At 60.2% G+C, this 24,690-nt stretch carries 24 protein-coding genes and 8 pseudogenes; 19 read left to right on the top strand and 13 right to left on the bottom strand.

Annotated elements, in window-relative coordinates; genetic code table 11:
- Positions 1–8 precede the first annotated feature (8 nt).
- The 4 genes from HWX36_RS03305 (at position 9) to HWX36_RS03290 (ending at position 2,907) form a co-directional block, all read left to right on the top strand.
- Positions 9–326, top strand: coding sequence for a hypothetical protein (locus tag HWX36_RS03305; RefSeq protein ID WP_175950864.1), 318 nt, complete (start codon positions 9–11; stop codon positions 324–326).
- A 523-nt stretch (positions 327–849) separates the two neighbouring features.
- Positions 850–1,731 carry a DUF5672 family protein gene (locus HWX36_RS03300; RefSeq protein WP_175950863.1) on the top strand — a complete coding sequence of 294 codons (882 nt, stop codon included), beginning with the start codon at positions 850–852 and terminating at the stop codon, positions 1,729–1,731.
- 8 nt (positions 1,732–1,739) lie between these two features.
- A complete protein-coding gene (locus HWX36_RS03295) occupies positions 1,740–1,994 on the top strand; it encodes a hypothetical protein (RefSeq protein ID WP_175950862.1) in 255 nt (84 codons plus the stop codon).
- A 214-nt stretch (positions 1,995–2,208) separates the two neighbouring features.
- Positions 2,209–2,907, top strand: a complete 699-nt coding sequence (locus tag HWX36_RS03290; RefSeq protein ID WP_175950861.1) for an NAD-dependent epimerase/dehydratase family protein — start codon at positions 2,209–2,211, stop codon at positions 2,905–2,907.
- A gap of 265 nt (positions 2,908–3,172) precedes the next feature.
- On the opposite strand, the pseudogene HWX36_RS03285 reads toward HWX36_RS03290, so the two are convergent.
- Positions 3,173–3,250, bottom strand: a pseudogene (locus HWX36_RS03285) (IS3 family transposase); the annotation flags it as partial.
- A gap of 82 nt (positions 3,251–3,332) precedes the next feature.
- Here HWX36_RS03285 and HWX36_RS03280 point away from each other — a divergent pair.
- The 6 genes and pseudogenes from HWX36_RS03280 (at position 3,333) to HWX36_RS03255 (ending at position 5,962) form a co-directional block, all read left to right on the top strand.
- Positions 3,333–3,734 carry a transposase gene (locus HWX36_RS03280; RefSeq protein WP_175951167.1) on the top strand — a complete coding sequence of 134 codons (402 nt, stop codon included), beginning with the start codon at positions 3,333–3,335 and terminating at the stop codon, positions 3,732–3,734.
- Positions 3,731–4,072: an IS66 family insertion sequence element accessory protein TnpB gene (tnpB, locus tag HWX36_RS03275; RefSeq protein WP_279613375.1), complete on the top strand. Its 342-nt coding sequence runs from the start codon at positions 3,731–3,733 to the stop codon at positions 4,070–4,072. Before HWX36_RS03280 ends, tnpB begins: the two co-directional genes overlap by 4 nt.
- 51 nt (positions 4,073–4,123) lie before the next feature.
- Positions 4,124–4,471 (top strand): annotated as a pseudogene (locus tag HWX36_RS03270) (transposase); the annotation flags it as partial.
- Positions 4,466–4,570: pseudogene (locus HWX36_RS03265) on the top strand (AAA family ATPase); the annotation flags it as partial. The pseudogenes HWX36_RS03270 and HWX36_RS03265, both read left to right, overlap by 6 nt.
- 68 nt (positions 4,571–4,638) lie before the next feature.
- Positions 4,639–5,225 (top strand): annotated as a pseudogene (locus tag HWX36_RS03260) (ATP-binding cassette domain-containing protein); the annotation flags it as partial.
- A 10-nt stretch (positions 5,226–5,235) separates the two neighbouring features.
- A pseudogene (locus HWX36_RS03255) lies at positions 5,236–5,962 on the top strand (ABC transporter ATP-binding protein).
- 70 nt (positions 5,963–6,032) lie between these two features.
- Here the strand turns inward: HWX36_RS03255 and HWX36_RS03250 are convergent.
- Entirely contained in the window at positions 6,033–7,010 is a 978-nt protein-coding gene (locus HWX36_RS03250; protein WP_175950860.1) for a LysR substrate-binding domain-containing protein, read from the bottom strand.
- Positions 7,011–7,302: 292 nt separating this feature from the next.
- On the opposite strand from HWX36_RS03250, the gene HWX36_RS03245 reads away from it, so the two are divergent.
- From HWX36_RS03245 to HWX36_RS03205, 9 genes and pseudogenes are all read left to right on the top strand, one after another.
- Positions 7,303–8,139, top strand: a complete 837-nt coding sequence (locus HWX36_RS03245) for a transporter substrate-binding domain-containing protein (protein ID WP_208457791.1) — start codon at positions 7,303–7,305, stop codon at positions 8,137–8,139.
- A gap of 29 nt (positions 8,140–8,168) precedes the next feature.
- Entirely contained in the window at positions 8,169–9,269 is a 1,101-nt protein-coding gene (locus tag HWX36_RS03240; RefSeq protein ID WP_175950859.1) for an FAD-dependent oxidoreductase, read from the top strand.
- Positions 9,238–9,555, top strand: coding sequence for a (2Fe-2S)-binding protein (locus tag HWX36_RS03235; protein WP_244136324.1), 318 nt, complete (start codon positions 9,238–9,240; stop codon positions 9,553–9,555). Before HWX36_RS03240 ends, HWX36_RS03235 begins: the two co-directional genes overlap by 32 nt.
- Complete coding sequence (locus HWX36_RS03230) at positions 9,552–10,985, top strand: NAD(P)/FAD-dependent oxidoreductase (protein WP_175950857.1); 1,434 nt, start codon at positions 9,552–9,554, stop codon at positions 10,983–10,985. Before HWX36_RS03235 ends, HWX36_RS03230 begins: the two co-directional genes overlap by 4 nt.
- 38 nt (positions 10,986–11,023) lie before the next feature.
- Positions 11,024–11,350: a RidA family protein gene (locus HWX36_RS03225; protein ID WP_244136319.1), complete on the top strand. Its 327-nt coding sequence runs from the start codon at positions 11,024–11,026 to the stop codon at positions 11,348–11,350.
- Positions 11,351–11,551: 201 nt separating this feature from the next.
- The gene (locus tag HWX36_RS03220; protein ID WP_244136318.1) at positions 11,552–11,794 is read left to right on the top strand and encodes a transposase; all 243 of its coding nucleotides are present in this window, start codon (positions 11,552–11,554) and stop codon (positions 11,792–11,794) included.
- Positions 11,795–12,034: 240 nt separating this feature from the next.
- Positions 12,035–12,486: pseudogene (locus tag HWX36_RS03215) on the top strand (phage integrase family protein); the annotation flags it as partial.
- Between the two features lie 276 nt (positions 12,487–12,762).
- On the top strand, positions 12,763–13,149 hold the full coding sequence (locus HWX36_RS37570; protein ID WP_279613374.1) for a transposase: 387 nt from the start codon (positions 12,763–12,765) through the stop codon (positions 13,147–13,149).
- Positions 13,127–13,603: pseudogene (locus HWX36_RS03205) on the top strand (transposase); the annotation flags it as partial. The gene HWX36_RS37570 and the pseudogene HWX36_RS03205, both read left to right, overlap by 23 nt.
- Positions 13,604–13,682: 79 nt before the next feature.
- Here the strand turns inward: HWX36_RS03205 and HWX36_RS03200 are convergent.
- The 11 genes and pseudogenes from HWX36_RS03200 to HWX36_RS03160 form a co-directional block, all read right to left on the bottom strand.
- The gene (locus HWX36_RS03200; protein ID WP_175950855.1) at positions 13,683–13,838 is read right to left on the bottom strand and encodes a hypothetical protein; all 156 of its coding nucleotides are present in this window, start codon (positions 13,836–13,838) and stop codon (positions 13,683–13,685) included.
- Positions 13,839–13,999: 161 nt separating this feature from the next.
- Positions 14,000–14,266, bottom strand: coding sequence for a hypothetical protein (locus tag HWX36_RS36810; RefSeq protein WP_208457790.1), 267 nt, complete (start codon positions 14,264–14,266; stop codon positions 14,000–14,002).
- A gap of 5 nt (positions 14,267–14,271) precedes the next feature.
- Positions 14,272–16,062 (bottom strand): acyl-CoA dehydrogenase family protein, encoded by a 1,791-nt coding sequence (locus HWX36_RS03195; protein ID WP_175950854.1) that lies wholly within the window; start codon positions 16,060–16,062, stop codon positions 14,272–14,274.
- Positions 16,059–17,921, bottom strand: a complete 1,863-nt coding sequence (locus tag HWX36_RS03190) for a feruloyl-CoA synthase (protein WP_175951163.1) — start codon at positions 17,919–17,921, stop codon at positions 16,059–16,061. The genes HWX36_RS03195 and HWX36_RS03190 overlap by 4 nt, the downstream gene beginning before the upstream one ends.
- A 139-nt stretch (positions 17,922–18,060) precedes the next feature.
- The gene (locus tag HWX36_RS03185; protein WP_175950853.1) at positions 18,061–19,512 is read right to left on the bottom strand and encodes an aldehyde dehydrogenase; all 1,452 of its coding nucleotides are present in this window, start codon (positions 19,510–19,512) and stop codon (positions 18,061–18,063) included.
- Between the two features lie 34 nt (positions 19,513–19,546).
- Positions 19,547–20,374, bottom strand: a complete 828-nt coding sequence (locus HWX36_RS03180; RefSeq protein ID WP_174945151.1) for a p-hydroxycinnamoyl CoA hydratase/lyase — start codon at positions 20,372–20,374, stop codon at positions 19,547–19,549.
- Between the two features lie 330 nt (positions 20,375–20,704).
- Complete coding sequence (locus HWX36_RS03175) at positions 20,705–21,073, bottom strand: BON domain-containing protein (protein ID WP_175950852.1); 369 nt, start codon at positions 21,071–21,073, stop codon at positions 20,705–20,707.
- Between the two features lie 21 nt (positions 21,074–21,094).
- A complete protein-coding gene (locus HWX36_RS03170) occupies positions 21,095–22,180 on the bottom strand; it encodes a porin (protein WP_175950851.1) in 1,086 nt (361 codons plus the stop codon).
- Positions 22,181–22,457: 277 nt separating this feature from the next.
- Positions 22,458–22,670 (bottom strand): hypothetical protein, encoded by a 213-nt coding sequence (locus HWX36_RS03165; RefSeq protein ID WP_175950850.1) that lies wholly within the window; start codon positions 22,668–22,670, stop codon positions 22,458–22,460.
- Between the two features lie 62 nt (positions 22,671–22,732).
- Positions 22,733–23,091: pseudogene (locus HWX36_RS37000) on the bottom strand (electron transfer flavoprotein subunit beta/FixA family protein); the annotation flags it as partial.
- Between the two features lie 57 nt (positions 23,092–23,148).
- A complete protein-coding gene (locus tag HWX36_RS03160) occupies positions 23,149–24,441 on the bottom strand; it encodes an MFS transporter (RefSeq protein WP_175950849.1) in 1,293 nt (430 codons plus the stop codon).
- Positions 24,442–24,690: the final 249 nt, after the last annotated feature.

Here is a 24,690-nt window from a genome sequence, read left to right as displayed (position 1 = left end):
GCGACAGCATGCCCGCAAACGGCCGCCATTCGATAAGCCCGCGTCGTTTCCGTGACTTCATGCCGGTCGAGCCAGACGTTGATAGCCTGTTAATCATTATCGACCTCAAGTGCGCACATCGACTTCGGCGCACGGAAGATGCCGTGCGAACCGTCGACGTCATGCCGGCGTCGCGGCTTTGCGTTGGCAGGTCCGTCACCAGTAGAGCACTGGAACGGCTGCACCAGATCGTCGCGATGATGACTGAGGGCGAAACCGGCGAGCTGCCAGCGAATCCGGCCGATCACGCTGCGCTCTCACTGCACCTCTCCGAGTGCGTGCAATAACGCCCGACCGCCCTGCGTGAACCTACGCCGGCATCCCATGCGCGGACAGGGACGCGGCGTCGGGAACGGATGGTTGAAAAAAAACGTTTGGAATCCGAATACTATCGGCAATGGAATGACAACGACGTGATTGGCAGGTGTGACAAATTTTGAGAAACAGCAGTTTTTTCAAAAAACGCAGTCCCATCGATAATATAGGTTAGAGATATAGATTCATACACCTCACTATCACAAACGTCACAAATGTCACAAACGCCACTCATGAATCCGATTCGAATGCCTGTGCACCGCGCAAAATACCTCCATCCATCGTGTCCCGTTACCTTCGATGGACGTATGATATTGGTCTTGGATTGAGATTCTTTTCGTCGGCATTGCTCTCATTCGGAACGTGCTCATTTGACCGAAAGGATGAGAAGCCTTCAACTTTGCACCGTGGTCGCCGTGATAGCCATACGGCGGCTGAATCGCCCAGAAAAATCGAGAACATGAAATCCATTGGAACAGGTACAGGACAACACGAGTGAACAGCAGCTCAACCTTGGACCTCCGAAACGTGACGCTATGCGCGGCCGACTCGATTCATCCGGCGCTCGCCGCACGCGCGCTGGAAATCTCGGCAGCTCAATGCCATTTCGCTGACGCAATCCTCTTTACTCACGAGGTGGTGCCAACCTTTGCCCGCATCGTACCGATTCCCCGTCTGCAGTCAAAGGGGGATGACTCAGCCTTCATGGTCAAGCATCTCGTGAACCATGTGACCACGCCGTGGGTGCTCGTCGTCCAGTGGGACGGCTATGTACTGGACGCTGCAACGTGGAGCGATGCGTTTCTCGGCTACGACTATATCGGCGCGAGCTGGCCATTCCATCGGGATAGCATGAATGTCGGCAACGGTGGGTTTTCCTTGCGCTCAGTGAAGCTGCTACATGCGCTTGCTGATACGCGGCTTCAACTGCTTCCCGGCGCATATGAGGACGACCTGATCTGCCGCTTGTACCGACCGTTGCTCGAGACAGAGTACGGCATCCGTTTTGCGCCCGCCGACGTCGCAAACCGCTTCGCATATGAGCGCGGCTGCCCCGACAGTCCAACGTTCGGATTTCACGGCGCATTCAACCTGTGGCGGCATGTCGAAGACGATACGATGATGGATATCATCAGTGCGCTTGACATTCGCACGCTCACCTCCATCGAAATCATGCAGCTACTGATCGCATATTGCGAGCTTCGAAAATTCGGTTGCGTGAAGGTGATGTATCAACGCTACAGGCGCATCTGGAGTGCGCAGCAGTTCGCGCAGAACATGGTGGCAAGCGGCGTGCCTCGCGAAGCAGTCCTGCAGTGTGTCGAGATCTGTGAAAACGTCGTGAAAAGCAACGACCGTGCAGGGTTTTGTGGGTGACGATGCACATGGAGTTGGAACAGCAGCTTCACGCCGTGCAAGCGCATCACGCACATGACCTACACGATCTGGTGACCGTTCGCGAAATCTGTGAAACGCTAATCGCGCTAAAGCGCGAGGAGGATCTGCGCGCATGGGCGGACCGGACGCTGGCGCTCAGTCCGCACGATCCCGGATTTGTGACGATGCGCGCGGCTGCTCTGGCTCTCCTGGGTCAGCACGCCGAGGCGGTCGGCACGTGGCTGCGCGCGGCAGGCACCTGACCGCTACATATCAAGCTGGTGGCAGCGGCCATCGAGCAATAGTTAAATCAACCCAAGGGCTCACCATGAATCAAACTCTAACATCCCGACAGCCGGTAGACCGTCTTGCCATTCGCGAACTGATCGTGGCCGATATGCATTGCACGGATCATCTGAGCAAAGAGGAAACTCTTTCCAATTGGTGTGCAACGCACCCGGCCTCAGGAGCTCTGCAATGAGAGTGTTGATTACAGGCGCCACCGGGATGGTGGGACAGGGCGTGCTCCACGAATGCCTTACGGCACCAGATGTCAGCGAGGTACTAGTGCTCGGCCGGTCGAGAGTCAAACAGGCGCAACCCAAACTGCGGCAACTCGTTCGAGACGATTTATTCGACTTGACCCTGATGGAGTCTGAGTTGCGGGAGATCGATGCCTGCTTCTTCTGTTTGGGCGTGTCTTCATCCGGCATGAGCGAAGCGGCCTACCAGCACATCACCTACGACCTGACGCTGACCATTGCCTCCGTATTGCTCCGGCTCAATCCAGAGATGCGCTTCGCTTACGTTTCCGGTGCCGGCACGGACAGCACCGAGCGTGGCCGCAGTATGTGGGCGCGAGTGAAGGGGCGAACCGAGAATGCTCTAAAGGCGCTACCTTTCGCTGGCGTCTTTCTGTTCCGTCCGGCCGTCATCCAACCCTTGCATGGCATTCAATCTAAAACGCCAAGCTATCGATACCTCTACAGATTGGTGGGACCCATATTACCCCTGATGGCAAGACTATTCCCCAACCGAATAGTAACCACGGAGGAAGTCGGATTGGCAATGCTCAACGCGGCGAGGTACGAATCTGGCTGTCTCATACTGGAACCCGGGGACATCGCACGCCTGGCGAAGGAAAGACATGGTAGTCAGCCGAGTAAAATCCGCTAACAAAACATCGCGCCGTGCTCGATGAACGCTGCTGAGCACACGTGCGTTGCGGCTTCATCAAGGCCGAAGAGGCTGCCACCAAGCTCATCTGGCTGGCACTGCGCAACATCACTGCCGATTGGGGGCGCGCTGCTCATGACTGGAAGGCAGCTATGAACCAGTTCGCCATCCTCTAAGAGGATCGATTCGTTCGACCATCCGTGTGAATCTCAACCCGCCTTGAACACGGAAATCCAGACACCCCCGTTGTGTCGTGTCGCGTTCCAATGTATTCGCTAACGGCGCCCCTGGCCTGCTCACGCGTTGAGAAGCGTTGGTGATAGACCAGTTCGCCCTTGAGCGTAAGCACTCGATCAGCACCGTCTGTTCGCGAAGGAACGACGTAGGCAATCCGATTCCCATCAGATGTAATGGGAATCAGCTTGATGAAGCCAACGGCACATGGGCGGCAACTGGGGTCGAGGAATTACACGAAGGAGTTTCGAGAAGCGGTAGTTGCTGAAGCGAGCGATCCGAATCGCTCGATTGCCGAGGTAGCCCGCAGGCATGGCTTGAATGCCAATATGGTCGCCCAGTGGCGACGAAGATCGCTGGAAGCAAAACAGGCCGCACCGGCACCTTGCGTAGCACTGCTGCCCGTTGATGTGATCGAACTGCCCCCGGAAAGCACGGCGAGCACCGCCCCACCGCAAGAGCAGAAAGTGCCGGCATGCGCCGCGACGTCGCTGAATTGCGAGATCGAGATTGAGGTCGGAAAACGGCGCATTCGCATCTGCGGGATATCGCAGGAATTTGCCGAACAGTTTCTGCGAGACTGCCTGAAGTGATTCCACCGAACACCCGAATCTGGATCGCGGCGGGCGTCACGGACATGCGTTCCGGTTTCAACTCGCTGGCCGCGAAGGTACAAGACGTGCTGGAGAAAGATCCCTACAGCGGGCACGTGTTCGTGTTCCGAGGCAAACGCGGTGACTTGCTGAAGTGCTTGTGGTGGTGCGATGGCGGCCTCTGCCTGCTCTCGAAGCGTCTTGAGAAAGGACGCTTCGCATGGCCACGCGCCGACTCTGGCGTGGTCGCGCTGACAACTGCTCAGCTTGCACTGTTGCTTGAGGGCTTCGATTGGCGGCAGCCCGTCGAAGCCCTGCGTCCGCGCAGCTCGCTGTAAACCATTGTTAACTGGTGTTCGCGTGATCGTGGGCAGTCGTAAACCGTCTTCATGGAATCGACCTCGACTGCGCTGCCCGACGACATCAACGCTCTGAAAGCGTTGCTGCTTGAGCGTGATGCTCAGGTCGCCGAGCTGCGCCAGCAGCTCTCGTCGCGATCACTTGAGATCGAGCACCTGAGGCTCACGATCGCGAAACTGCGCCGCATGCAGTTCGGCCGGAAGTCGGAGAAGCTGGATCGCCAGATCGAGCAACTCGAATTGCGGCTGGAGGACCTGCAGGCCGACGAAGGCGCTGCCGATGTGGCCGCCGCTCCTGCGGCTCCGCGTGCGCAGCGCGAAAGTGTCGGTCGCAAACCGCTGCCTGATCACCTCGAACGCGAAGAGCGCGTCCATCTGCGCAACCGACCATCTTCCCTGAATCACCCGTCCGCTGAACCGGTTCGTCGGCGCCCGGGCCGTCCGCGAAGGAGCTCATCCGATCACATCGCCGGCTGATCACCGTCCGAACAGGGTGGGGAATTTTACTTCGACACTTCTGGGGAAATTACGTCCGACGTTGACATCGCGCGCTCAGGAAGCTGTCGCTCGCGATCGACGCGGGCGAGCTGCGCTGCGTGATCGGCCCGAACGGCGCCGGCAAGACCACCATGATGGACGTGATCACCGGCAAGACCCGGCCCGACTCGGGCAAGGTGTTCCTCGGCCAGACCATCGACCTCGCGCGGATGAACGAGCCCGAGATCGCGCGCATCGGCATCGGCCGCAAGTTCCAGAAGCCGACCGTGTTCGAGGCGCACCCGTGATCAAGCTCGAAGACAGCGCCTATCGGCTCGCGGGCGAACTCTCGCACGGCCAGAAGCAGCGGCTCGAGATCGGCATGCTGCTGATGCAGCAGCCGGCGCTGCTGCTGCTCGACGAGCCGGCCGCCGGCATGACCGACCACGAGACGATGGAACTCGCGCAGCTGCTCAACACGCTGCGCGGCACCTGCTCGATGATGGTGGTGGAGCACGACATGGAGTTCGTCGCGGCGCTGGCGGGCGAGACCGGCCGCGTGACCGTGATGGCCGAAGGCGCGGTGCTCGCGCAAGGCACGCTCGATCAGGTCAAGCGCGACGAGGCCGTGATCGAGTCGTACCTCGGACGCTGAAGGACACACAATGCTGAAGATCGAATCGCTGAACCAGTACTACGGCGGCAGCCACATCCTGCGCGACGTGAACCTGAGCGCCGAGGCCGGCAAGCTGACCGTGCTGCTCGGGCGCAACGGCGTGGGCAAGACCACGCTGCTGCGCTGCCTGATGGGCGTGGTGGCCGCCAGGCGCGGCACCATCGCGTGGCAGGGACGCACGCTCGACGCGCTCGCGCCGCACGCGCGTGGCGGCCGGCCTCGCCTACGTGCCGCAGGGCCGCAGGGCCGCAGGGCCGCAGGGCCGCAGGGCCGCAGGGCCGCGATATCTTTCCGCGCCTGACGGTGGAAGAAAACCTGTTGGTGGGCGCGGCCAGCCGCAAGGCGCCGTCGAAGGTGCCGGAGCGGATCTACGAGCTGTTTCCGGTGCTCAAGGACATGCGCGCGCGGCGCGGCGGCGACCTGTCGGGCGGCCAGCAGCAGCTGGCGATCGGCCGCGCGCTGATGAGCGAGCCGCAGCTGCTTATCCTCGACGAGCCGACCGAGGGCATCCAGCCGTCGATCATCCAGGACATCGGCCGCACGCTGGGCAGCTCGTTGACGAGACTGGGATGACGGTGCTGCTGGTCGAGCAGTATTACGATTTCGCCCGCTCGATCGCCGATCAGTACTGGGTGATGAGCCGCGGCGAGATCGTCACGGGCGGCGCCGGCAGCGAGATGGAGGCGAACAGCGTGCGCGAGCTGATCGCCGTGTGAGCAAGTCATAGATCTACGTCGAAAGCCGTGCTACCGGCCGGTGAACGCAATGCAGGATTTATTGACCGGTTCAGGAAGCGGGCCGAGAAGTTTGCTGCGGTCTCGGCGCACCACCACTCGGCCGCTTGGGCGCTCCGGCTTCGAACCCGGTAATTGCCGCGCTCAGTTCGTCGACGACGCGTTCGATCAAGGCATCCGTCAACGCGGATGCCTTGCTCCCCTTTTGTCGATAGATGCTGTAGTGGATCGACAGCGCCGGTTCGAAGCGCTTGATCACCACGCCATCCGCAGCGGCCGCGACAGCGGAAAGATAATCCACGACCGTGACGCCGGCGCCGGCTTGGCAAAACGCGATGGCCGTCGCGGCCAAATTGGTCTCGATGGCAACGGGAATGCGCAGATTCGCCAGTGCCGCATGCCGCTCGATCTGCGCCACGAGCGGATCGGACGCGAGCAGCGAGATCAGGGGCGCGCTTTCCAGATGCTTGAGCGTGACCACCTCGACCGCCGCCAGCGCGTGGCCCTCGGGCACTACGCAGACCACGGGCACGGCTGGCAGCGTACGCCGGACCACGGCCGGATGCTCGATGTTGCTGGTCACACCGATCGCGAGATCGAGCTGATTGCGCCCGGCCCACTCCACGAGCGTCTGGGTGGACCGGATGTTGACCGTGATCCTCACGCCGGGATGATCGGCCTGGAATCCGTGGATGATGCCGGGTATCAAACCACTGCCGAGTGCCGGCAGAATGCCGATTTTCAGGCGACCGGCACGTAGATCACCGAGATCGCGCGCCACTCTCATGATTTCCCTGGCCGAGATGAACGAACGCTCCACCTCGGCATAGAGCGCGATCGCCTCTGCCGTGGGAATCAGCCGCTGCCGCTGACGGTTGAACAGGCTGTAGCCGACCTTCGCCTCAAGGCGCGCCAGCAGCTTGCTGACGCCGGGCTGTGCGATATCGAGAAAATCCGCGGCCTTCGTCACGGTGCCGTGCTGCATCACCGCCGCGAACACCTCCAGCTCGCGCAACGTGAAGTCGTTCATCCCCCCCTCCTCGAGTTCATCGCCATTCCGGCTCGTCGATACATCGCAATCGACGCCAACGTCAGATCATAACCTTCCGCAATAAAGGCGCACGAACACGTCGCAGTGCCAGGCCGACATCTCACACAATCCGTCACAAATCCGCGCCAATTTAAGTGTAGCAGTTCATACCTTTTTGGAATGAGCGACGTATTTTGCGGCAATTGAGCCAGCGGGCCCGCCGATCGGACAATGGTTCACCGCGGCAGAAGCACCACCACGGCCACCCAATCACGACTCCACGGACCCGGAAATGATGAACAACAGGAAATTGAAACGCGCCACTTGCCTGATCGGCAGCCTCTGTGCGCTGGCCACCGTTCAACTGGCCGAAGCCAAGGACGTCGTGATCGCGTTCGAGGGAAGCTACACGCCCTGGAACACGTCGAAACCGGACGGCACGCTCGGCGGATTCGAGCCGGCGCTGGCCAAGGTACTGTGCGAACGCGCGCATCTCACTTGCAAGCAGATCGCTGCCGACTGGGACAGCATGATTCCGGCGCTGAACACGGGCAAATTCGACGTGATCATGGACGGGATGGCGATCACGGATGCGCGCAGACAAGCCATTGACTTCAGCACACCCTACGCCACAGTCACGTCGAGTTTCGTCACCGCCAAGGGGAATACCGCAGCGTTTGGGCAACTCGGCGGCGGCACGCTGACGATCGACTCCCCGGCGGCTGCGAAAGCAGCACTCGCGCCACTGCGAGCTGCGCTGAAGGGCAAGGTGATCGGCGTGCAGGCGGCCACCACCTACGTGCCCTTCCTTCGCACGAACTTTGGCGACGTCGCTCAGATCCGCGAATACCGTAGCTCCAAGGACCGCGATCTCGACCTCGGCATCGGTCGTATCGATGCGTCCGTGGAGAACACCGTCTACCTGCTCAACAACGCGGGCAGCGATCTGTCGCTGATCGGGCCGGTCATCGCGGGAAAGATTTGGGGTGAAGGCGTCGGCATGGGTCTCAGGAAATCGGATACGGCGCTGCGCGACGCGTTCGACAAGGCCATCGCATCGGTCAAGGCGGACGGCACGCTCTCGCGGCTCTCTCTGCAGTACATGAAAACCGATCTGACGCCGCGCTGATTCATGCCGGTCGACTTCGGAAATCCTGAATGAACAACACTTTTGATTTCGCCGTCGTCGGTGGCGGCCTGGTCGGCATGGCGATCGCCTACGGGCTGGCAAAACGCGGCCAGCGTGTCGTGGTGCTTGATGGCGAGGACTCGAGCTTTCGGGCCGCCCGCGGCAACTTCGGGCTGATCTGGGTTTCTGGCAAGGGCCGCAAGCAGCCCGACTACGGACGCTGGTCGCTCGAGTCGTCGCACTTGTGGCCCGCCTTCGCCGAGGAACTCGAAGCCGCTTCCGGCCTGAGCCTCGGCTATTCGAAACCCGGTGGGTTGAACATCGCTCTGACCGAGGAGTCGCTCTCGGCCAGCATCGAAAACGTCGACTATCTCTATCGCCAGGATGCCCGGCTCGGCTACGAAGTGCTCGACCACCGCCAGTTGAAGGCGCTCGTGCCCGAGATCGCCGACGACGTCGTCGGCGCCGTCTACTCCGCGAACGACGGCCATGTCAGCCCGCTCTACACGCTCCGCGCGCTGTTCGCGGCGTTCGAACGGGCGGGCGGCATCTACGTGCCGAATGCAACGGTCGCCACGATCGACGGCTCCACTGGCGGGTATCGTCTCGACACAGGGACGGCAACGTTCCGCAGCGCCAGGATCGTCCTGTGCGCCGGCCTCGGCAATCGCGACCTCGCGCCGATGGTCGGGCTCGACGCACCCGTCGTGCCCTTGCGCGGCCAGATCTTGGTGACTGAGCGAGTCCGCCCGTTCCTCCACTACCCAACGCTTTCGGTACGGCAAACCGCCGAAGGCTCCGTGCTGCTCGGTGAATCCGCAGAAGACGTGGGCATGGACGCCGGCGTAAGCGCCGACATCGTCGCGCACATCGCCCGCAAAGCCGTCAAACCATTCCCGTTGATGCACAGCGTGAACGTGGTTCGCGCTTGGGGCGCGTTGCGCGTGATGACGCCGGACAGCATGCCGATATACGAGGAATCGCCGACGTGCCCCGGCGCCTTCCTCGCCACCTGCCATAGCGGCGTCACGCTGGCCGCCGCCCATTGCGAGCGGCTGGTGCCGTGGCTGCTGGGCGGCCAGCGTCCTCCTATCCTCGATTACTTCCATGCCAGGCGGTTCCATGTTTAGCCCCCTCGAAGGCAGCACACCGAGGCTGATCCGCATCGAGATCGACGGCAGGCCAGTCGATGTGCCCGACTCGCTGACGGTCGCCGCCGCGTTGCTGCATGCCGGCGTCCAAAGCTTTCGGCGAACTCCAGTCGGCGACGCGCCGCGTGCGCCGTTCTGCATGATGGGCGTGTGCTTCGACTGTCTCGTGCGGATCGACGATCTGCCCAATCAGCAATCCTGCATGGTCAAGGTCAGGCCAGGCATGCGAGTGAGTTTCATGAACGGCGCGAGGGACATTCAATGACGATCCGAACCTTCGACCTGGTCGTGGTCGGCGCCGGCCCCGCCGGCATGGCCTGTGCATTGCGCGCCGACGCGCTCGGCCTGAGCGTGCTGGTAATCGACGAAAACCCGCTGCCGGGCGGACAGATCTATCGCAACGTCGGGCACTCACCCTTGCCCGACCCGGGGCGACTTGGTGCCGACTACACTGATGGCGCGGCGCTGGAGCAACGCTTCAGCGCGTCCTCGGTGTCGTACTGGCCCGACACGATCGTGTGGCAAGTGAGTCGGACGCTGGACATCAGCTTCACGCGCCGCGGCGGCGCGACGGCGAGCGGCCAAATCCATGCGAAAACGCTCGTCATCGCCAACGGTGCGTACGAGCGTCCCTTCCCTGTACCAGGGTGGACCTTGCCGGGGGTCATGGGCGTGGGTGCCGCGCAAACGCTCGTCAAATCGGCGGGTCTGTTTCCCGACGTGCCGACGGTGCTGGCCGGTAGCGGCCCCCTGCTTTATCTGTTCGCCTGGCAACTGATCCGAGCCGGTCGCGCGCCCACGGCAATACTGGAAACCACGCCTGCCGATGCTTTCCGCCGCGCGCTTCCGCATCTGCCTGCCGCGCTGCGCAGCCCCGACTATCTGCTGAAAGGCTTAAAGTTGCTGCGCACCATCAAGCAAGCGGGTGTCACTCATGTTCGTCATGTCGAGGAATTCGAGGTCGAGGGTAACGAACGCGCCGAGCGCATACGCTATCGATCGGCTAGCCAATCGGCCACGATCGCGGCAGGCCTCGTGCTGCTTCATCAAGGCGTGGTGCCGAACGTGCAACTGACTCGCTCGATCAACTGCGCGCACGACTGGGACGACACACAACTCTGCTGGCACCCGCGCACCGATGCCTGGGGAGAAACGTCCGTACCGAACGTCTTCACGGCAGGCGACGGTGCCGGGATCGGCGGGGCGATCGCTGCCCGAATCGACGGTGAGCGCACGGCGCTCGCTGTCGCGCATCGCCTGAGTATCCTGGACGCCGAATCGTTGCGAACCCAGGCGGAACCTCTCGACCGCCAGCGACGCCAGCACCTTCGCGTTCGCCCGTTCCTCGACACGCTCTATCGTCCGAGCGACAAGTTCCGGCGCCCGGCGGATGAGACGATCGTCTGTCGCTGTGAGGAAGTCACGGCGGGGCAGATTCGTGACATGGCTCGCCTCGGCTGCATCGGCCCCAACCAGACCAAGTCATTTTCCCGCTGCGGGATGGGGCCATGTCAGGGGCGACTCTGCGGCTTGACCGTCTCGGAACTACTCACGGAGCAAACCGGCCAACGCATGGAAGAAACCGGCTACTACAGCATCCGGCCACCGATCAAACCCGTAAGCCTGGGCGATCTGGCGGTCTCCTTCATCCCCGATGAAAATGCAGCAGAACCAACCGAATGGGTTCCGAAATGAATGACGCCTCCATCGTGAGAACACCCGGAAATGCACGCATGAGCAAGACCGTGCGCTTCGGCAAGCTACTGTTCCTGACCGGCCAAACCTCATCCGGGCAAGCTCAGGCGCGCTCGATCGAGGAGCAGTGCCACGAAGCATTCAATCGAATCGACGCGCTGCTGGAACAGGCGGGAAGCGACAAGCAACACCTGCTGTCGGTGACTATCTACCTGAAGGACATGAACGATTTCGATCGCATGAATTCCGCCTGGCAGCAGTGGGTCGATCCCGATCATCTGCCGGCGCGCTGCACTGTGCAGGCGACGCTCGGCCTGCCGGAGCTGCTGGTCGAATTCAGCGTCACCGCCGCGATAGCGGATTGAGTATCGCGCGGCGCGCCCTTCGCATCACGACAGGTTTATCGAATGATTACCCTCACACCAGGCAACATCACGCTCGCGCAACTGCGGTTGATCGGTAAGCGCGAAACCAGTACCGTCTAGGAGCGTTCGATGACCAATGCCATGATGTTCGCCGAAGGACACGAATGACCGGTCGTGTCCACGATAGGAGTTGTGGACAGAGTGACTCAGACAGTCGATATCCCGTCGAAACGGCAAACTTGCCGACATCCAACGGAATGGAAGCGGACCATCGTCGCGCTGACTTTCGAGGCCGGCGCGTCGGTCGCCCGTGTTGCTCGCGAGAACGGCATCAATGCCAATCAGGTGTGGGCGTGGCGCCGCCTCTATGCGCAAGGCTTATTAACGGATCAAGCGAAGCCAGAGGCGATGTTACCGGTTTTCGTCAGCCGTCCCACGAAGTAAAGTTGAGACATCGTGCCCCAATGAAAGCCCCGTGATTCAGTGAGCCGGCCGACTCCTGTATCGAACTTTACTTTCCGCGAAGGCGAACTAAAGATCGATCTTGTTAATGACGAGAAGTAAAACCGTGACTTTGTGAAAGTGTGGCGATCGAAAACGTCGGCGTCGACGCTGTCCTAGTCAGTACCGGACCGATAACTGATATTACCAGTCCATGTGCAAAGGCAGCCTAAACTGGCGAGTATGAAATTGCGCGAGACCGAACCCGTCCCCTTTCCTGATGACGCCGAACTTGCTGCGCTGCGCGCGTGGTATGCCGGGCTCGATGCGCACGCGGCCGTCGCGCGCCATCTGGGCGAGCGTAAGGTGCCCGGGCCTCGACGCGCGGCGTGCTCGGCCGCATCCGGCGCGCGCTGATCGCGTATGCGAGCAGCCGGCATCGAGACAACGTGGCGGACGTATTCGGCGAGCGGTCCGCAGCGTCGGTCGACACCATCGCGTGCACGATCGAGATGTTGCACAACCTGTCGGCGCCGGAACCGCATGTCGCCGACGCCATCCATCCATAGTTGCCGCCGCGCGTAGTGGCGGCCCTGCAGGCGCACGGCATCCGCACGCTGGCCGATCTGACCGTGCCCATTCCGCGCCGGCGCCGCTGGTGGACAACGATTGCCGGACTCGGTGCCGCTGGTGCATCGCACGCGCTCGCGCGCGGGGCCGAGCTGATCATGGTGCGCAGACAATCTGCGGCACGCGTCGATTTCGACCACATCGACGTATCTGCATGGTGACGAGGTCAAACGGACCCGTCAGTTCGATCAGGTGTTCGGTGAGCGTGAGCTTTCCTGATCGAAACGTACCCGGGAAAGGTCCAACTTTACTTCGCAGTAAGCGACTCGGCCCGACCGTTTCCCGATGCTGATTTTGCTGGCGCACGATAGTCGCGTTTAGATTGACGGAGACGGTCAGCTATGCCGAATGCAGCGCGCCCGGCCCATCGCACGTATGCGCGGGAATTCAAACAGCAAGTGATCAGGGAAACGTTGGAACCAGGCATGTCGGTGTCGATCGTCGCGCGGCGGCACGACATCAACGCCAACGTCGTGTTCGGGTGGCGCAAGCAATATCGGGAAGGCAAGCTGGAACTGCCGGGACTCGAAGCTGCGCCGTCGGCCATGACAGGCACGGAGTTGCTGAGCGTTGACGTGATCGATTCGGTGTTGATGCTGCCAGCGCCGCAGCCTACGGGAAACGCGACGTCGAAGGCGACAAGCAGCGTACCGATTGTCGACGCCCGTGTGCGAGATCGAGGTGGAGATCGGCAAGCGGCGCGTGAAGATTCGCGGCCTGTCTGCTGAGCTGCCCGATGAACGACAGCGCGTGCGGCGTGAGAAAAGCAAGCCGCTGCTGGACGCCTTCGAAGCGAGAATCCGGGCCAAGCTCGCGACGCTGTCGCGCAAGTCGGAGCTGGCCGGCGCGATCCAGTACTCGCTGAATCACTGGACTGCGCTGACGCTGTTCTGCGAGGATGGGCAAGCCGAGATCAGCAACGCGTTGGCAGAAAACGCCCTGCGTTGCGTGAGCCTCGGGAGAAAGAACTTCCTGTTCGCTGGTTCCGACAGCGGGGGCGGGCGAGCTGCCGCGATGTACAGCTTGATTGGGACGTGCAAACTCAATGGCATCAACCCGCGCGCCTATCTGGAATACGTCCTGACCCACATCGCTGATCACGTCATCACCCGCGTCGACGAACTGCTGCCTTGGAATGTGGTCGACAAGCTGACGTCGGTCAGCTCGCATGGCACTGCCTGACTGCTTCATAGATCCAGATAGATCGTGGGCACGATCTCACGTGATCCTCACGGAACTCCCCAAGCTCTCACATCATGCCTCATGCGCGCGCGAACATGGAACTGGTCGCGCCGAGCCGCTTACCCTTGAGCGCTCCCCACAGCGATTCAATCGGCGCGTGATCGTAGCAGTTGCCGCGCCGGCTCATCGAGGCCGTCATGCCGAACTGGCTGACGAGCGATTGATGGGCCAGCACGCAACATTACGACCTGCGATCGATATGATGGGTCAGGTCATACCCGCACGGGTCGCCGGTTGATCTTGCGGAACTGGCTTCAATCATCGTCAGGACGCTATTGACAAAGTCACGGCCCTCGACCATCGATAAGTAGCCACATTCGCTTTCCAGTCGCGCGGTCATGGGATAGCGGCGTCACCCGACTGTTTGCGCTTTTTCGATACGCATCGCGCGTCTGCCACCGCCTTGGCCTCCCGTATCGCACAATCAAAGGTGGTTTCTCTCGCCACGCGCACGCGGTCGACGCTCACGTGCCAATTGCCGAATTGGAAACGCCAGCGAATGCGGCGCTCCTCCAATAGGCACGAGAACCATCGCCAGACAGACGCGTCATCAGCATTTGCGATGATGGCAGCCTCCAGGCGCATCCTTTGCATCGTGTCCATAAGTCCTAACTGGCGATGTGCGGCAATCGCGCCGACCATCCCGCTTCTACGAGAGCACGGCGATAAGCAAACGCAGCAAGTGGATAGTCAAAGAAGAAATGTGCCGTCTCGCACTTCTCCGCATAAAAGGGATCGCCGCTATCAACACTCGTCGAAATGCGAAGCGTGCGCGCCCATGCAAAGGAGAGCAACATCCAGCCGAGCATCGCCAGATAATCATCGGCGACGCGATATGCGGCTTCCGGATCGGCTGCCTGATGCTCCTTGATGGCGTATGTCGCACGCTCGACGTCATCGACCAGCTCCGTCAGTCGCTGACCGACAGCGCGCACCTGTACCTCTCCGGCATCGCATAGCTGAGCCTCTGCCCGAATATGCCGAAGCAAGACACCGAGGCCCGCCGAGATATCGGGCAACACTTTCCGCACCAGCAAATCGATTGCCTGGATTTCGTTGGTTCCCTCATAAATCATCGCGACACGACTGTCGCGCAGCGTCTGTTCGATGCCGTATTCATGTATGTAACCGTAACCGCCGAATACCTGAAGCGCGTTCGAAGCCGCCGCAAAACCGTTTGCCGTGAAGAACGCCTTCGCCACTGGCGTGAGCAGTGACGCGAGTTGCCCCGCCTCCTCCCGAGCGAGAGAGTCGGAATGGCGCGCCGCGACATCAAGCCAATGCGCGGTCCAATAGCCAATCGCTCGTTCGCCCTCGGCGATGGCGCGCAGCTCCATGAGCGCGCGACGTATTGCAGGATGCCAGGCAATGGGCGCCGCACGGCCGGGTTCGTCCGGTACGTCGGGTGGCATACTCACTGCCCGCATCTGTACGCGTTCTAGCGCATAGGTATGAGCGCGTTGCCATGCGGTATGCGCATGCCCCAACCCCTGCATCGCCACCTGCAGACGCGCAGCGTTCATCATCACGAAGAGGCATGCCAGCCCTCGGCCAGGTTCGCCGACAAGCCAACCAAGCGCGCGCTCAAAACGCATCGAACAAGTCGGACTACCTTTTAGTCCCAATTTTTTCTCGATGCCTTCGCAGTACACCCCATTGCGCTCGCGCTCACCTCTCTCGCTCTCCAGCCACGCAGGAACGACAAAGAGCGACAGCCCTTTCGTCCCCGGGGCAGCGTCAGGCAAACGGGCAAGTATGAGGTGAACGATATTTTCCGTGAGATCGTGCGCGCCACCGCTGATGAAAATCTTGCTGCCATCTACGAAGTAGCCGTCGTCCTGCGGCGCAGGTGTTGCACGCGTCCGGATCAGGGCGAGATCGCTTCCTGCCTGAGGCTCGGTGATACACATCGTGGTCAGCCAAGCTCCGCTCGCCACCTGCGGCAGCAGTTCGCGCTTGATACGCTCACTGCCGTGCGCCTGAAGACAGGCCACTGCCCCATGCGTGAGCCCCGGCGACATTAACCACGCATGATTGGCGCCTGCGAGCATTTCCTGCAAAGCAACGTCCAGAAGTTGAGGCAGCCCCTGCCCACCGCATTCCGTGTCGAGCGAGAGCGTGGGCCAACCGGCTTCCACGTAGGCGGCATACGATTCCCGAAAGCCTGCAGGCATACTGACCTTGCCCGCTTCGAACCGGCACCCCTCTAGATCCGCCAACGCATTCAATGGCGCGATGCGCTCCTCGACGAAGCGCGCTGACTCCTCGAGCACCTGTTGCGCAGCGGCTTGGTCAAGGTCTGCCCAATCGGGAACCTCCAGCCACCACGATGCTGCGTCGATCCACTCGTCAATCACAAAGCGCATATCGCGAAGCGGAGCCTGGTACATCAAAGTCATTTCAGTTGATCCTTTCTCGATTCCCGCTGCGCTCGGATTACGCCGATGTCGCTTGCGCCCGCCGCGTACATGGCTTCAACGATTTCCACACGATGCCGCAGCACCGCGCGCTGGTTGATGGAACCCTTGTCGGTCACTTCACCTAGATCGAGTGACGGCGGTACCGCGAGGAGACACAAGCGCGCGATGAAGGACGCACTGCCCGTCGCCGTTTCATTAAGGCGTGCGACGAGGCCCTCGAAGAAGGCATGCACGGCCGGAGCACTCAACACCGCTTGCGCACTCGCCCCTGGGGGCAACGCAGCAAGCATCCGGCAAGCATCCGGCTGCGGGAATATCATGACGCCCACTTCGTCGCGATTCATGCCGGCGATTACGACGTCCTGCACGTAAGGCGCCCCCTCGGTGATGATGCGAGCGCGCATGGGTCCGACGCTGACGAAGGTTCCAGAGGCAAGTTTGAAGTCTTCGGCTATACGGCCATCAAAGACAAGCCCGAGTCCCGGTTGCTCAGGATCGACGAACCGAACGGCGTCTCCTGTACGGTAGTAGCCCTCCTCATCGAAAACATTGGCCGCGGCGGCGGCCGTTGCTCGCCAGTAGCCTTGCATGACGTGCGGACCCCGAAACCGCACTTCGAGCTTGCCGTCCACGGGCACCAGCTTGGCCAGGCATCCGGGTGCGGGCAACCCAATGTACCCGGCGCCCGATACTGGCCCCGTCGTGAACAAACACGACGGCGCGGTCTCCGTCATGCCGAGCCCCGCCATGATGCGTATTCGTTCTCCGCAGTGTTCTTGCGTCACTTTCTCGAGGCGCTCCCACGCTGCCTGAGAAAGTCCCGCCCCCGCGAAGAAATACACTTTCACACGCGAAAAGAAGCGTTCCCGTAACGCGGCATCGGCTTCGAGTGCGACAGTCAGCTCTTCCCATCCTTTTGGAACATTGAAGTAAATCGTCGGTGCGACCTCGCGCAGGTTACGCAAGGTCTCATCGAATTTTCCTGCAACGGGCTTGCCATCGTCGATATAGAGCGTTCCCCCGTTATACAGTGCGATTCCGACGTTGTGACTCCCGCCGAAGGTGTGATTCCATGGCAGCCAATCGACAAGCACCGGTGGCTCGTTACCGAACTCAGGGAACGTTTCAAGGAGCATCTGCTGATTGGCGCTCAACATGCGATGTGTCGTAGGCACCGCCTTCGGCAGATTCGTGGAGCCGGAAGTGAATAGAAATTTGGCAATGGTGTCGCCATTCACGCGAGACCGTACGGCATCGACGTTGCGCGGCGCGGTGTCCAGCAGCATTGGCAACAGCGTGACACGCTGGCCGGCCACGGGCACGGCGCTTACACGCTCGACACCCGCAGGCAGGACTGCATCGAGCGCGGATGTGTAGGCAGAAATATCGTCGGCAAAGACAAGCCCCGGCGTAAGCAGGTCCAGCACATGGCGCAGCTTCCCGTAGTCGCTGGAACTGAGCGAATAGGCCGGGGAGACGGGCGCGTAGGGAATACCTGCCCACATCGCACCCAGCGCCATCTGGATGTGCTCGATACTGTTTCCGGACAGGACGACCAACGGTCGCTCCGCGCTGAGCCCACGATCGAGCAAAGCCTGACCGACGGCCCGCGCCTGCTCGGCCATCTGTTCATACGTAATCGCCCGCCAGGCACCGCTCGCCTCGCGTCGCACTATTAACCAGCGGTCAGGATATTCACGCGCACCGCTTTCGAGGCGGTCCGTGATCCGCTCGGGGTACCTGCCGAGCGGTTCCCGTGCTTCGATGTACCAGCATTCCCCGCGCTGCTCGATACGCGGTGTGACGGAGCCGATAGTAACGTGCCTGAAACCCGGCATGCCGTCCTTAGGTTGGCTTTGGTGCAATTCCAAAACCTGTCTCCTTGTCGAGCCGCTGCCCCGCCTCACGCGTGGAATAGCGGCGTGATTTCCCCACGCTTCCGCTCGACCGTGATGGGCGTGCGGCACGCAGCCGATGTCAGATTGGATAGTGTGCGGGCGCAGTATTCACCGTAATCCAGCGCAAATCGGTAAATTCGGCAATCGACGCCTTGCTTCCGAAACGACCATATCCGCTCGACTTGACACCTCCAAACGGCATCTGTGCCTCGTCATGTACGGTGGGTCCATTAATGTGGCATATGCCCGACTCGATACGTTTAGCCACGTTCAACGCACGTGCGATGTCGCGGCTGAACACAGCGGCCGACAGCCCAAACTCGCTGTCGTTTGCTACTGCCACGGCCTCTTCGTCACCGTCCACGCGCTGCACTGTCACGACGGGACCGAACGATTCGTCGGCATAGAGCTTCATGTCGCGACAGACGTTCTCCACGATGACCGGTTGCATGATTGCGCCGTTCACCTCGCAGCCCAGCGGCAGCCTCGCGCCCTTCTCGCGGGCATCTTCCACAAGCGCCTGAATGCGCCGTGCAGATACTTCGCTTTCCAATGTCCCGAGAACCGATCCCGGCTGCGTCGGATTGCCCGCCTTCAGCGTGCGCGCCTTCGCGATGAGCTTTTCGATGAATTCATCAGCCACTTTTCGATCGACGATCACGCGCTCCGTCGACATACAGATCTGTCCCTGATTGAAGAACGCGCCGAACGCGATGCCTGCCACCGCGGCATCGAGATCTGCGTCGTCGAGCACGAGCACGGGGGCCTTGCCGCCCAGTTCCAACAACGCTGGTGTGAGGTGCCGCGCCGAGATTTCCGCCACGATACGACCCACGCGCGTCGAGCCTGTGAAGTTCACACGCCTGACGAGCGGGTTCGCAATGAGTCGCTCGACAATGGCGGGCGCATCCTCGGGGGCATGGGTCAGAACGTTGACGACACCCTCACCTAGACCCGCATCGTCGAGCACTTTGCCAATCAACGCGTGCACACCTGGACATCCTTCAGATGCCTTCAGCACGACCGTATTGCCGCACGCGAGCGGCATCGCGAGCGCGCGCGTCGCGAGAATTACCGGAGCATTCCATGGCGCCATGCCGAGGACTACGCCGCACGGTTGGCGCACGGCCATCGCAAGCTTGCCCGGAACGTCCGACGGAATCACGGCGCCATCGATTTGAGTCGTCATCGCCGCTGCCTCGCGCAGCATGTCGGCCGCGAGCATGACGTTAAAGCCGTACCAGTTCGCCATCGCGCCTGTTTCCGCCGCACCGATGGCGATGAAATCGGCCGTCCGGGCATCCATGCAATCGGCTGCCGCGAGCAGGCGCATGCGGCGCTCGGTGGGTCCCAACGCAGCCCATGCGGGAAATGCGCGCGCCGCGGCGGCGACTGCTTCATCCGCGTCCTCGATTGTGGCAGCTGCCGCACGCGTCGCCACGGCACTCGTTGCCGGATTGATGCGCTCGAATATTTTGCCGTTTGACGCCGCTCGCGCCACGCCGTCGATCAACAGGCTGACTTCATGCACACCCGACTCCTCCAAAGAAATTGCGACTCGAAGCTCAGCGCTTGTAGGCCTGCAGGCCCGGCTTGATGCTTTTTTCGTCGAGAAACTGCTTGAGGCCCTTTTCCCGGCCCCCTTCGCGATCGCGGTGGGTCGCCTGATCGAGCTTCGCATAGAGGTAGTCTTCGTTCTGCTCCCACGTGAGTTCCCGGCACCGCTTGAAGCCATGCTTGGCATTGCGCAGCACGACGGGGTTCTTGTCGAGCAGTTTCGCAGCCAGCGCCTGCGTTTCCTCACGCAGTTGCGCACGCGGCACGCTCTTGTTGACGAGCCCCATCTTCGCGGCCTGCTGCCCCGTGAACGTATCGCCAGTCATGATGTAGTAGAGCGCCTCACGGTGCCCTACCGTATCAGCCATGGCCTTGCTGACGAGGTTGCCTGGGGGAATGCCCCAGTTGATCTCCGAAAGACCGAACACGGCTTCGTCTGCCGTGATAGCGAGATCGCACGCAACGAGCGGCGAAAAGCCGCCGCCGAAGCACCAGCCGTTGACCATCGCGATGGTCGGTTTCGAATACATGCGCAACAACTGCCACTGCCAGCGGCTCGCGTCACGACGAATACGTTCTTGAACCACGTCCGGGCTCGAGTCCACTTCACGAAAGTACTCCTTCAGATCCATGCCCGCCGTCCACGCTTCGCCTTCACCGGTCAACACGAGAACTTGTGCTTCCTGATCGAGCTCGATTGTCTCGAGGACATCGATCATCTCCTTGTTGAGTGTCGGGCTCATCGCGTTACGTTTCTCGGGGCGATTGAATGCAACCCACGCGATGCCACCTTGGACTGTAACTTTGACCGTTTTCCAGCGACCTTCGTAACTCATATTTACTCTCCGTAAATGCTTTCGTTGTTACCAACCAGCTTCAATTTAATGTCAGGTCGCCTGATAAATCAAGCGAAAACTTGTCCCTCTCGGTGTTAACCACAAATATTTAAAGGATAACTACACGAATTTCATAACGCTAACATCATACCTTAAGCATTTCGAACAAATTTACTTCGATTACATCGCGTTTCCGTGGCGGCAAAGCCCCTTCCATTTGCCAATGTGATGGGCGGCAGGGTCAGAATTGACCGACAATATCCGCTGCAGACTGGTGTGCAGCGGAATGTCGACATGCCTCGCTCTGAGGTCGTGTCTATCACGAATCACTCAATCGCCGATACTCCGAACCACGAGCGCATTCTTTACCGACACGACGCCATCGACCTGCCCCACCACTTTCTCGGCAAGGTCGATCTCCCGCTGGAATGGCACCGTACCGGCAAGCGTAACTACACCGTCATGACAAATGGTTGCGACGTTCTGCAAATCGAGGCGCCGCTCCTTGACGAGTTGCTTCCGAACTGCTCGGCAAAGCTCGCGATTCGCGGCGCGCGTCACACCCGGGCTCGGAGCAATCGACGACGAAGTCGAGGCCGGATTCGTCGCCGCGCCGCTGCCGACTTGCGCCAGGACCGGCGTGTTTGCGGCAATCAGCAACACGCTTGCGACACCACAGATAATCCTGAAAATGTTCATAGTCATAGTCCTGTTATGCTTTTAGAATGAATGCCGTATGCCGATGTCGGCGCCAAATGTATTGCCGGCCGGCAGGAACAGCGCACCGTTGATCGCGAGCCCAGTATTCATGGCTCCATGATTGTTCACGAAGCCCACCTGCGCGTAGAGCGAAGTCCGCCGCGAGATCAGATATTGGGCACCAAGAGAAGCCAGCAGCGAGTGGTTCTTCTTGTCGTTCCTGTCACTTGTATATTGGACGCCCGCGTTCAGCGTAACGTCCGAAGCAGCGAAATACGCGAGACCACCTCCGTAAACATTGCTGTTGAATCCTCCAGCAACCTTGTAGTTCGCGAACGATGCCTTGACCGTCACTGGGCCAAGGTGATACCCAAGGCCAAAGACCCGGCCCTCAAATTGCATGGTTGACGGAATCGGCGTATTCAGTTGACTCCCCCCGTTGCTGTCGAAGATCGCCATATCCGTAGTCAAACTGCCGATCTCGTAATCAAGGCTACCGGAATAAGCACGTCCTGCCTGGAACGAACCGGGTACATTGCCGAACGAGTACAGCGCGCGCACCTTGAGACCGTCGATCCGCGGGCTCGTATAGACGATCGAGTTCGGCGTCGCGATACCGGTCGCCAGTACGTTGTCGCCGTAGTTGATTATGTTGCTGCCGAATTCCGACATACCACGGGGATCAAGATGGTCCACCGCAATGAAGAATGGCGAGTATTGCAGACCCGCCGTCACTGTACCGTAAGGACTATCAATGCCAACCCATGCCAACCGACCGAACAAATTGCCATTCGAGTTATTAAAGCCGCCGTTCGTCACACTGATGCCGCTTTCGAGCTTGAAGATCGCACGCATGCCACCGCCGAGATCTTCCGTCCCTGTCAGGCCGAATCGTGAACCGGACCACCCGCCGTCCTGCAAAGAAAACTGTTTTCCTCCATTTCCGCCAGTCGTGACATTCAACGTTTTGCTCGTATACAACATATTCGCATCGAGCACGCCATACAGGGTCACGCTACTCTGCGCACGTGCCGAAGCGGCGAGCCCGAATCCTGCTACCGACAGTGCGGCCGTTAAACCCACTGCCTTCCAAAGTTTCTCATTCATTGATCGTCTCCAATTTTCATGTATTTTTTATATCCATAACAACTGAAAAATATGAATCTGAAACTTCAATACATGGATCGATTAACGTTAATTCACGATCTCTTATTAAATTTGTAGTACAATTTAATATGAAAACACCACATTAATGAAAGCGAAACCTGGATACACGGCCGGCAACTTATTCGGATGGTCTACGCAGATCGACCTAGTGTCAGATCGCGTAACGACAGCATTGAGAAATGGATTCAAATATTCGCTTTGACCGTCGTGCGGACATTCACGAAGCAAGAATGTGGAGGTGGCTCTTCGTGATCGTCAACACCGTCGCTTCGATGTTTTCGACAATGCCTTCGGCCAGTTTCAGCGCGTCGGCAACCAACATCCTCGAAGGAGCAGCATCGGCCACTTCACCGGTGTTGAGCCCGGCAATCAGCACGTGAATGTCCACTTCCGTAAGAGTCACCAACATGGCGGCGACCGTGTTGTACATAGCGGCCTTGACGGCCGTGTGTCGTGTTTCACGATTTCCAGAATTTTCATCTCATCCCTCCGTTACAGCACCTTGGCATCCGGCACGTTCATACCGGACGCCCGGTTCAATGGCTCGACAACCTTCACGTCTTCAGCCGCAGCACGACGGCGACGCGGAGATCTTCCGGCTTCACCGTCGCCAACGGCGTTTTCTTCGCCCCTCGTGATGTTCCGCACCGTTACATAGCTAGGCTCGTTCAGCCGTAAATCAATCGCTACTAAGGCTGGGGGTTTCAGCGAATGTGTTGCACCCCGCCGTCGACTTCACGGACCATTTCCGCCTTGCTGTCAACAATCTCCGCCGCAGCGACGAACGTCGCTTGTGGAAGGCAGACCAACGCCGCCAGCATTTTCCTGGTCTGGTTCGAATTGCCATCGATTTCATATCGTAAGGAATGCTAATATAGTATTGCATGCGTCTCAGTGCTTGCCATCGCTCACCTCTGTCCGGTCATCATCAACTTCGAGAAAGGTTTGTGGCGCGGCATGCCTTCGCCGCGTGGACGCCAGAGATTGGCGAACGCAATGCCGAGCGCCGCAAGCAATGCCAGCATCGCTGCAGCCAGAAACAGGCGACCGAGCGACCAGTTCTGCGCGAGCAGGACGCCGCCGACCACGGGCCCGATGCTCGACCCGGTACGCCCGATGGCCGCCGTCCAGCCAACACCTACAGTACGCACGCCGGCGGGATAGAGGCAACTAGCAATGGCCGGAAAGGTCAACTGACCGCCGACAATGCACGCACCCATCACGAACAGCAAACCAAACGCCGCGTTGCCCGCGCCGATCACCCGGCCGAGCGTGAAGACCATCGCGGCGCCGGCAACAAACGCCACGGCTACGGCAACAAACGGCGCGCCTCGCCTCACGATCAGCGAAATCAGCAATGCTCCCGTGATCGCACCCACATTGAACACGACCACGCCTAATGCGGCCCGATCGGGGGCTACTCCGTTCAGGTTGAGGATAGTAGGTATGAAACTCGCCAGGAAGCTCGACAGGATCATGCTGGCAAGCACGCCGAACCAGAGCGCAATTGTCGCCGCGAAGCGCCCCTCGGCAAACAGGTCACCGACGAACCGAGCCATCATGTCGCTCATGAAACCATTGCTTGCCTGCATGACCGAGTTGGTCGTTGCCTCGCCCGGAATGACCAGCAGCACCGGAATGATTGCCGCGAGTGCGCACGCTCCGCCCATGAGGAACACGAACGGCCAACCGAATTTCATCATCAACGCCGCCGTGATCGCGCCGCCTACGACCGCACCAAGCGGGTAGCCTATGAACATAAGGATGACGAGCGACGAGCGTCGTTCCGACGAAGCGCTTTCGGCTGTGATTGCTGCGATAGGTGGAATCGCGCCGCCCATGCCGAGGCCGCCGAGAAACCTCAACGCTGCGAGTGTGCCTGCTGAATTCGCGAATGCGCAGGCCATCGTGAAGCCTCCTGTCACGATCAATGCCAATACCAGCATCTTCCTGCGACCGAAACGATCGGCAAGCGGCCCAATGATCAGCGAACCCAGCACAGTGCCGACAAATCCCGCACCAAACACCCGTCCGAGCGATGCATGGTCGATCTCCAGCGATTTCGCCAGCAGCGGCGCAACGAACGACAGCACGAGGTTGTCGAATCCATCGATCATGGACACGGCGAAACAGACAAGTGTGATGCTAATGACCGAGCGTCCAGCGCCGCCTCCATGGTGCGCAGCTTCAAGATGATTCATGGTGTAACGTCTCCGTGTGCAGGCTTTCTAATTTGATCGGCATGTCCGCCATCGAATTAGTCAAGTTGTTGAGGATTGGGAAATCGTGAACACAATGTATTCGTATTCCTTATTTACTCAAAAATTCGAACCTGCATTGAATTGCCAGTTACGGCCTCCTACGCGTCGAAGGACTGATCTGTCGAGGACCGCGCCATGCTGGCCCACCGCGCGCCACAGCCAGAAAATTGGCGCCGCATTTCCGATAAC

The organism is Burkholderia sp. BCC0405 (assembly GCF_902833075.1).
Classification (GTDB): Bacteria; Pseudomonadota; Gammaproteobacteria; order Burkholderiales; family Burkholderiaceae; genus Burkholderia.
This window is presented reverse-complemented; position numbering and strand designations above follow the sequence as displayed.

Excerpts from the sequence above, each read along its gene's own strand:
- HWX36_RS03305 (WP_175950864.1), top strand. The coding sequence starts at position 9 with ATGCCCGCAAACGGCCGCCATTCGATAAGCCCGCGTCGTTTCCGTGAC.
- HWX36_RS36810 (WP_208457790.1), bottom strand. The coding sequence starts at position 14,266 with ATGGACACGATGCAAAGGATGCGCCTGGAGGCTGCCATCATCGCAAAT.
- HWX36_RS03245 (WP_208457791.1), top strand. The coding sequence starts at position 7,303 with ATGATGAACAACAGGAAATTGAAACGCGCCACTTGCCTGATCGGCAGC.
- HWX36_RS03290 (WP_175950861.1), top strand. The coding sequence starts at position 2,209 with ATGAGAGTGTTGATTACAGGCGCCACCGGGATGGTGGGACAGGGCGTG.
- HWX36_RS03225 (WP_244136319.1), top strand. The coding sequence starts at position 11,024 with ATGAGCAAGACCGTGCGCTTCGGCAAGCTACTGTTCCTGACCGGCCAA.
- HWX36_RS03240 (WP_175950859.1), top strand. The coding sequence starts at position 8,169 with ATGAACAACACTTTTGATTTCGCCGTCGTCGGTGGCGGCCTGGTCGGC.
- HWX36_RS03170 (WP_175950851.1), bottom strand. The coding sequence starts at position 22,180 with ATGAATGAGAAACTTTGGAAGGCAGTGGGTTTAACGGCCGCACTGTCG.
- HWX36_RS37570 (WP_279613374.1), top strand. The coding sequence starts at position 12,763 with ATGCCGAATGCAGCGCGCCCGGCCCATCGCACGTATGCGCGGGAATTC.
- HWX36_RS03190 (WP_175951163.1), bottom strand. The coding sequence starts at position 17,921 with ATGCCGGGTTTCAGGCACGTTACTATCGGCTCCGTCACACCGCGTATC.
- HWX36_RS03180 (WP_174945151.1), bottom strand. The coding sequence starts at position 20,374 with ATGAGTTACGAAGGTCGCTGGAAAACGGTCAAAGTTACAGTCCAAGGT.
- HWX36_RS03250 (WP_175950860.1), bottom strand. The coding sequence starts at position 7,010 with ATGAACGACTTCACGTTGCGCGAGCTGGAGGTGTTCGCGGCGGTGATG.
- HWX36_RS03295 (WP_175950862.1), top strand. The coding sequence starts at position 1,740 with ATGGAGTTGGAACAGCAGCTTCACGCCGTGCAAGCGCATCACGCACAT.
- HWX36_RS03195 (WP_175950854.1), bottom strand. The coding sequence starts at position 16,062 with ATGACTTTGATGTACCAGGCTCCGCTTCGCGATATGCGCTTTGTGATT.
- HWX36_RS03175 (WP_175950852.1), bottom strand. The coding sequence starts at position 21,073 with ATGAACATTTTCAGGATTATCTGTGGTGTCGCAAGCGTGTTGCTGATT.
- HWX36_RS03160 (WP_175950849.1), bottom strand. The coding sequence starts at position 24,441 with ATGAATCATCTTGAAGCTGCGCACCATGGAGGCGGCGCTGGACGCTCG.
- HWX36_RS03230 (WP_175950857.1), top strand. The coding sequence starts at position 9,552 with ATGACGATCCGAACCTTCGACCTGGTCGTGGTCGGCGCCGGCCCCGCC.
- HWX36_RS03280 (WP_175951167.1), top strand. The coding sequence starts at position 3,333 with ATGAAGCCAACGGCACATGGGCGGCAACTGGGGTCGAGGAATTACACG.
- HWX36_RS03165 (WP_175950850.1), bottom strand. The coding sequence starts at position 22,670 with ATGTACAACACGGTCGCCGCCATGTTGGTGACTCTTACGGAAGTGGAC.